Annotated in this window: 5 protein-coding genes and 2 tRNA genes; 2 read left to right on the forward strand and 5 right to left on the reverse strand. The window is 37.5% G+C overall.

Annotation, left to right across the window (positions count from 1 at the left end; translation table 11 throughout):
* Nucleotides 1-217: 217 nt before the first annotated feature.
* Both ACT3CD_RS15270 and ACT3CD_RS15275 read left to right on the forward strand, forming a co-directional pair.
* A tRNA-Lys gene (locus ACT3CD_RS15270) sits at nucleotides 218-290 on the forward strand.
* Between the two features lie 87 nt (nucleotides 291-377).
* A tRNA-Lys gene (locus ACT3CD_RS15275) sits at nucleotides 378-453 on the forward strand.
* 122 nt (nucleotides 454-575) lie between these two features.
* Here the strand turns inward: ACT3CD_RS15275 and ACT3CD_RS15280 are convergent.
* The 5 genes from ACT3CD_RS15280 to ACT3CD_RS15300 form a co-directional block, all read right to left on the reverse strand.
* A complete protein-coding gene (locus tag ACT3CD_RS15280) occupies nucleotides 576-1,676 on the reverse strand; it encodes a hypothetical protein (protein ID WP_444646522.1) in 1,101 nt (366 codons plus the stop codon).
* Nucleotides 1,673-2,899, reverse strand: coding sequence for an acetate/propionate family kinase (locus tag ACT3CD_RS15285; protein WP_444646523.1), 1,227 nt, complete (start codon nucleotides 2,897-2,899; stop codon nucleotides 1,673-1,675). Before ACT3CD_RS15285 ends, ACT3CD_RS15280 begins: the two co-directional genes overlap by 4 nt.
* Before the next feature lie 21 nt (nucleotides 2,900-2,920).
* Nucleotides 2,921-4,123, reverse strand: a complete 1,203-nt coding sequence (locus tag ACT3CD_RS15290) for a hypothetical protein (RefSeq protein WP_444646524.1) — start codon at nucleotides 4,121-4,123, stop codon at nucleotides 2,921-2,923.
* A 69-nt stretch (nucleotides 4,124-4,192) separates the two neighbouring features.
* Nucleotides 4,193-4,753: a helix-turn-helix domain-containing protein gene (locus ACT3CD_RS15295; protein WP_444646525.1), complete on the reverse strand. Its 561-nt coding sequence runs from the start codon at nucleotides 4,751-4,753 to the stop codon at nucleotides 4,193-4,195.
* Between the two features lie 346 nt (nucleotides 4,754-5,099).
* Entirely contained in the window at nucleotides 5,100-5,510 is a 411-nt protein-coding gene (locus ACT3CD_RS15300; protein ID WP_444646526.1) for a hypothetical protein, read from the reverse strand.
* Between the last annotated feature and the right edge of the window lie 1,442 nt (nucleotides 5,511-6,952).

Here is a 6,952-nt window from a genome sequence, read left to right on the forward strand (position 1 = left end):
GATGCGAATGATAAAAATACGAAAAATCAGACTGGCGATGAAAAAAATATGTGTGTGTAAAATTCTAAAAACTTGTGGTTTAAGGTTTGTTGTTGTGGAGGCAAAAGGAAAAATGTCTTTTTTTTTGATTTGTTGACTTGCAAGTTTAATAATAACAGCCTATTTTTGCATCGCATTTGAGAGAGGTACAATCTCTTTCTTAACGCAAAAATGTGATGACTTAGTAGCTCAGTTGGTAGAGCACATCCCTTTTAAGGATGGGGTCCTGGGTTCGAACCCCAGCTGAGTCACATTCCGGAGAGGTTGTTGAAGAAACAATCTCTCTTTTTTTCAAAGTTGGAATTGCTTTTTGAAGACGATTCTGAAACATTAATGATGACTTAGTAGCTCAGTTGGTAGAGCACATCCCTTTTAAGGATGGGGTCCTGGGTTCGAACCCCAGCTGAGTCACCAAAATTTAACAAACAGAAAGGCGGTTAAATCATTGATTTAACCGCCTTTCTGTTTGTTGTGACGGATGGCTAAATCCGCCTTTAGAGTTTAGTTAGTGCCTGTGCATAAAGCAGGTGTTTGAATCAGGCAAATACTTCAAGGTGTTTTGCTATGTACTCTTTCGTCATTTCATAAATAATTTCATGCAGCGTTACCTTATTCAGATAAACCGATACTTTCGAGTTCTTCATCGAAATTTTGGAGAGTTTGTCTGTCTCTTCCCAGGGCGATGCCTGCAGGGTTATATCAATAAAAGAGATATCCTTTAAAATGTGGAAAATTATTGGTTTAAAGGATTCTACGTAAGGACCTGAGAATATTATGTCAGAAACTCCGCCAAGCATAGCAATGGATTCACCAATGTATTTTTTCACCTGGTTCATGTAAATGTCAAAAGCCAAATCAACTTTTGGGTCATTTCCATACAGTTTTACCAGTTCATCCATCTCTTTGTCGTAACCGGTTAATCCGAAAAAGCCGCTTTTATTTTTAAGTATTTCGTCCATTTTTTGGATGGAATACTTATTCTTTTTCATGAGGTAAAACACAATTCCGGGGTCTATATCACCGCAACTTCTTTTGCCCATTATACCTTCAAGCGGCGTGCTCCCAAAACTCATTGTGACAGGTAATTTTTTATTTAAGGCACAAACGGTTGTGGTTTTATCAAGCACAATTGAAATTGTTTTTTTTGGTTTTGCAGGTAATTTGGCATTGTAGTCGTGCCAAATACCATGAAACCCCCATTTCCTGTACGAGATGTCGCCATAATAATTATCCGGCATTGCATAACACTTCTCCACTTCAGGTAATTCCAGGAATAAGCCGGTTTCGAAAAAGGCAAGTATATGAATACCCGGAAATGATTGGTAAAGCACCTTAATAAAGGTCAATACATAAGAGATATAAGAAGGGCGTATTTTTATCAATTTTTCAAAAGCCGGGAAAAAATTATCATCAACCAACGCTATTTTTCCAAATAATTCTCCGCCAAAAAGAATTCTTATTGATATGGCCTTTGGCAGCGTATTTCCGGTAATTTTATTGATGGTTTCGGCTAAGATATGCCTGGTTTTAATTTCTTCGGTGCTTATGGTAATTGATTGTGGGCTATGTTCGGATCCGGGACGCTGGTACGTCCAAAAAGTTACCTCATTGTATGTTGGTTCAACGATCAAAATCATGATAATATGTTTTTAGCTTCTTTGCTTGAACTCATTTTCTTGAAAACTTCTCTTGCTATCATTAATTCCTCATTGTTAGGTACAATTAATATTTTAACCTCCGAATCGGCCATGGAAACATCAAGTATGCCGCACTGGTAATTTTTATTCAAGTGTTTGTCTATCCGTATTCCAAAATATTCCATTCCTTTACAAATGGCGTTTCTTATGGCTGGCATGCCAATGCCCAGAGTGTCGGTAAATATTAATACATCGGCCTTTTTAAGTTGAATCATATAATTTCCAATGTATTTTTTGATTCTTCGTACATACATTTCAAGTGCCATTTCTGCATTTGGGTTTTTATCCCGCCCTTTTAAGGCATCCCGTAAGTCAGATGACTCTTTGAAAATACTAAGAACACCACTTTTTTTATTCAGGATATTCTCCGCTTCTGAGGCATTCAAGCCATTGTTATACATTATATTAAAAATCATTCCGGCGTCAATGTCGCCCGAACGGGTATTCATCATCAATCCTTCTAATGGGGTAAATCCCATTGACGAATTCACCGATTTCCCGAACTGGATGGCACAAACACTCGATCCGCCGGTACCTAAATGACAACTGATTATTTTTAGCGTTTGCGCATCCTGATCCAAAAAGTTGCAGGCTTCCTGCATCACATACTGATGCGAAATTCCATGATAACCCATTCTTTTTATGTGGTGTTTTTTTATCAGGTCTAACGGCAGTGCGTAGGTCGAATATTTTGCCGGGATGTTGCTGTGAAAGCCATTGTCGGCTAAAATATATTGCGGAATATCACGGTATTCTTCACTACAGAATTTTATCACCTCATAAATGATGGGGCCATGCAGCGGTGTAATGTCAAAAGTTTCCTGCAGTTTTTCTAAGTCCTCGGGGAATATTCTTGAAGCGCCTGAGAAATGCTCGCCTGAGTTAACATAGCGATGGGCGATACAATCAAAATAGATATCTTCATCATTTTTATGATTTTCAAATATTAGTTGTAATACTTTTTTAAAAGCGTCAACGTGGGTTGGTAAGTCTATGTTAAGGGTACTGTTTTGTCCTTTTACGGTGTGTGTAATAAAGGAAGTATCTGCACTTTTAATTCCGACTCTTTGCGCTTCGCCATTAACAATGTCTGTTTCAACGGGCATTTTGATAATACGATACTTAAGTGAAGAGCTTCCGCAATTCAATACTAAAACGTTCATCATAAATCTGTTTTGCTTGTCTTAAATCTCACCGTCATCCCAGCCAAATGTAGGAACCCCAATCTGGCGGTAGATTATCAGGGATTTTCCATAAATTGATTTCAGCAAATCGTTGAGCGATACGCCTTGAGTGTTCTCTTGTTTACCTGCTCCAAAGCCAATGGTCGGTATTTTCAGTTCACCGTTAGTAAAAGAGCCTTCTGTAATTCTGTTTTTCCAGTAGCCTACGGATGTATCGAAGTTGTTTTCATGTAACACTTCCAGTGAATTCACGACAAAAGGATGATAGCCTTCCATCTTCCAGGGCTTGTAATCTTTTGTTTCTTGTAATGTTTTACCGGTAGACGTTGTTATTTTATTTTCATCAATGTGCGTATCTTCAATTGCATCATCATTAAAAATATTTTTAGTCAATCTTTGTGCGTTTTGCAGGATTACAGTTTCGTTTTCGGCTGGTGTAAACGTTCTGTCTACCTTGATATGAATTTCCCGGTCTCCTTTATCATAAGGGCTGTTTTTGTAACAAACATTTTTGACTACAAGCGATGGTTTGCCCAATTCATTATCCATTGGTAATCTGTCTGAAACAGCATTCAGACTATTTAGAAGATCATTCTTTTTAGAGTCAAGAATTTGTTCGTATTTGGGCGAATTGTTTTTGTGGTTTGATTCGTGTACAACGATTTCGTACTCCAGCTGTCCTTTATTTCCTGTATATATTTTAAAGTCTGTTGGTTCGCACAAAATCACCCCTTTTATCTTTTCTTTTTTCAATTGTTGGTTAAAAAGATATTTCACGCCGAAACCACAACTCTCACTCCTGGTTATGCAGGCAACAATCAGGTTTCCTGTTAAAAGAGCCAATGAGCGTTTGAAAAGAGCTCCGGTGAAAAGACTGGTAAGAATCCCGGATTTGTCATTGTCAAACATGATGGATGCATTTTTATCAGGCGTGCTGTCATTGTTATGTTCAGCTACCGGCAAATCAATGTTTGAGAGCAATACTATGTCATCAACGCTTTTGTAGCCCTTGATAATTCCGATTACATTACCTACTTCATCGGTTTTAACTTCATCAAAACCCAGTTTTTCCATCTCAGATGTAATCATCGATTCCAACTGTGACATATTGCCTTGTTGCAATTTGAATTGGTTCAGTTTTTCAGAGAAATCTTTTATTTCTCCTTCCAATCCGCCCAATTTGTTTTTTAAAATGGTATTCATGATAACTATTGTTAAGTATTAATTATCTTAGTTAATAAATACTGAACGAAATAGACAAAAAAAAGTATGCTATAAACTAGGCGGGGTGTCCACCCAGACTACTTCAGCGACTACCTCACCCAGATTTCTGAATGAATGAGGGGTGCTTGAATTGAAATAGATACTATCCCCTATATTGAGTATATATCGGGTATCATTTAATGTGATTTCAATTTTGCCTTTCAGTACCAGGACGAATTCTTGTCCAAAGTGTTGATATTGTTGATTTCCGGATGAAGCGTTTTGCTGTATTTTAATGAACAGCGGCTCCATTTGTTTATTGGGATCGGGCGAGGTGAGTAGATAGATGTTGATTCCTTTACCCAGATGGTCAGTGTGTTTTCTTTCGTTTCTTCGAACGACCGGTGAAGCGTTGGACGTGTGGGGATGATTGGTTTCTCCAATCAGTAATCCGATGGTCGTGTTTAAGGCGTCGGCTATGTCTTTTAATTTGGATAAGGATGGACTAATTTTGTCTGTTTCAACCTGAGAGATAAAACTGGCCGAAACACCAACTTTGTCAGCAAACTCTTTCAGACTATAGCCCTTTGCCTGTCTGAGTCTTTTGATATTTAGCCCTACCATTTTCATAATTCAATCAAATAATGGACAAAGATAGAAAAATATTTGTAATTCAGTATTCATTAATTGTAGTAATGAATACTGAATTATTTTAATGGTTCGGCCCGTCTGTTTGATCTGATTTATTTTCACGGTGTTACGATTCGTTGTATGGTTTTATTTTTAAGTAGTGTTTGTTTATAAAGTCAACGAATTCGTTATGCCTGGCATAAAGACAGTTAATTAAAGTCGGTCAATAAAGTCCGGCTTTAGCGCTACGCTTGCTTCCAAAATGGTCATTTACCAAAATGAAATTCACGTTTTTTTAATTTCTCCGACCTCAAATGTAATGGTGTAAGCTTTTGCTTGTAATGTCTTAATCAGCCGCTTGAGTAATGTTTATATAATCAAAATAGTCGCCGGCTTCAAGAGTAATACTCATACCTCTTTTTCTATTTGTACTGTTTTCATATAATTTCACAAAAAGGGTGTTTTTATCGCGTCGTTCAACTATAAAAAAGTCTTCTTTTATGGAATAGGAATCGGACTCAAGGTCTATGTCTTTTCTGTTGTAATAAATATAGGTGCTGTCGTCAAATGAAATTGAATTAATCCACCACCAATCTCCTTCTGTGGTTATTGTCACTGAATCAGTTTTTGCCGTCAGAGTAACATTTTTAGTTGAAAGTTTAATGATGTCGTCCCATAAACCTATCAGGGAATCTTTTTTTTCGGAGCAGGAGGATAGTCCCAAAATCGTCATTAATAAAATGATTGTTTTTTTCATTTGATTATAATTTGTCTCTCAGTTGTTATATGGAACTCGCCAGGATAATCATACTTCTGTGTGTGAATCAATTCCCCTTGTTTGTTTCATCGTTGCCGAGTTGAAGTTGATATTCATAAAGTTATGAATTTATTTTTAGGTTGTATATTGCTTAACATTGGTGTCCGGTAAAAATTTAGAGAAATGATTAGAACCCAGATCCAATGTGATAGTCAGAGATTTTAGGAGATATTGGGGTTGCTTTCCGCCTCAAGAAATTTCCGTTAAAAAAATCAATTTTATTGGCGTAAAGAAATCCGGGCTGTTTGAGCGAAGCGAGTTCCCGGATTTTAGACAATGAAATTGATTTTTAGGAAATTACTTGCAGCGGCGGCATTTTTTGTTTACTTTTTTTTGCTGTAGAAAAAAAGTAAAAGCCCGTGCGGCTTGAGCACTTAAATGGAGAATCTATTTTTTACCGGACAATAGTGATTGCTTAATAGATGCCGTTATTTGGATTGGTTGCTTGCCATAAACTTAAAGCTGCATTATCGGATTTCAATTCCACGATGGTCCGATTGGTAGACTGGTGAGCCTTTTGGCTCCCATGTATTGCGCACTTTCGTTTTGTGTTTGGATTGCAGATATGCCCTGTTGCCGTGGTCAGACAGTAATTTTTTGTTTTTTTTGTTGGCTGAACCGTGGTTTTACATAATTGGGAAAAGACCAATAAGTGTCAGCGTTTTTCGTATGATTTTATATGTCTGTAATTTAATTGTTAAGGTCACATGGAATTCCCATGAAAATAATCATCCTCCTTATGTGAGAATTCTTTTATCATGGTCGTTTCATGTGATTTTAAGAGATTCGATTCCGGTAGAACGTAGAAATTAATAATTCCAATTTATTAAGCACTGGGGTTTTGTTAATATTAAGTGTGTATCCAGGTGCTATTTTGAGTTTTAAAAACGTGTTAACTTTTTTGTTAGTTATGGATGTTTGGTTTTTATGAGGTTACTATCTCCAGTTATCGGAGGTTACTGTCTCCAGTTATCGGAGGTTACTGTCTCCAGTTATCGGAGGTTACTGTCTCCAGTTATCGGAGGTTACTATCTCCAGTTATCGGAGGTTACTACCTCCAGTTATCGGAGGTTACTACCTCCAGTTATCGGAGGTTACTGTCTCCAGCTATCGGAGATTACTATCTCCAGCTATCGGAGGTTACTGTCTCAAGGTGTATGATACCATCGACTCGGAGTGTCCGATACCATCGACTCGTGGTGTCTGATACCATTTACTCGTGATGTCCGATACCATTTACTCGTGGTGTCCGATACCATTTACTCGTGGTGTCCGATACCATTTACTTAAGGAGCATGAGACTATTGTCTCAAGGTGTATGAGACTACTGTCTCAAGGTGTATGAGACTACTGTCTCAAGGTGTATGAGACTACTGTCTCAA

The sequence above is a fragment of the Geofilum sp. OHC36d9 genome, from assembly GCF_052400685.1.
Classification (GTDB): Bacteria; Bacteroidota; Bacteroidia; order Bacteroidales; family Marinilabiliaceae; genus CAZHHH01.

Coding starts and splice junctions, on each gene's coding strand:
- ACT3CD_RS15280 (WP_444646522.1), bottom strand. CDS start 1,676: ATGATTTTGATCGTTGAACCAACATACAATGAGGTAACTTTTTGGACG.
- ACT3CD_RS15285 (WP_444646523.1), bottom strand. CDS start 2,899: ATGAACGTTTTAGTATTGAATTGCGGAAGCTCTTCACTTAAGTATCGT.
- ACT3CD_RS15290 (WP_444646524.1), bottom strand. CDS start 4,123: ATGAATACCATTTTAAAAAACAAATTGGGCGGATTGGAAGGAGAAATA.
- ACT3CD_RS15295 (WP_444646525.1), bottom strand. CDS start 4,753: ATGAAAATGGTAGGGCTAAATATCAAAAGACTCAGACAGGCAAAGGGC.
- ACT3CD_RS15300 (WP_444646526.1), bottom strand. CDS start 5,510: ATGAAAAAAACAATCATTTTATTAATGACGATTTTGGGACTATCCTCC.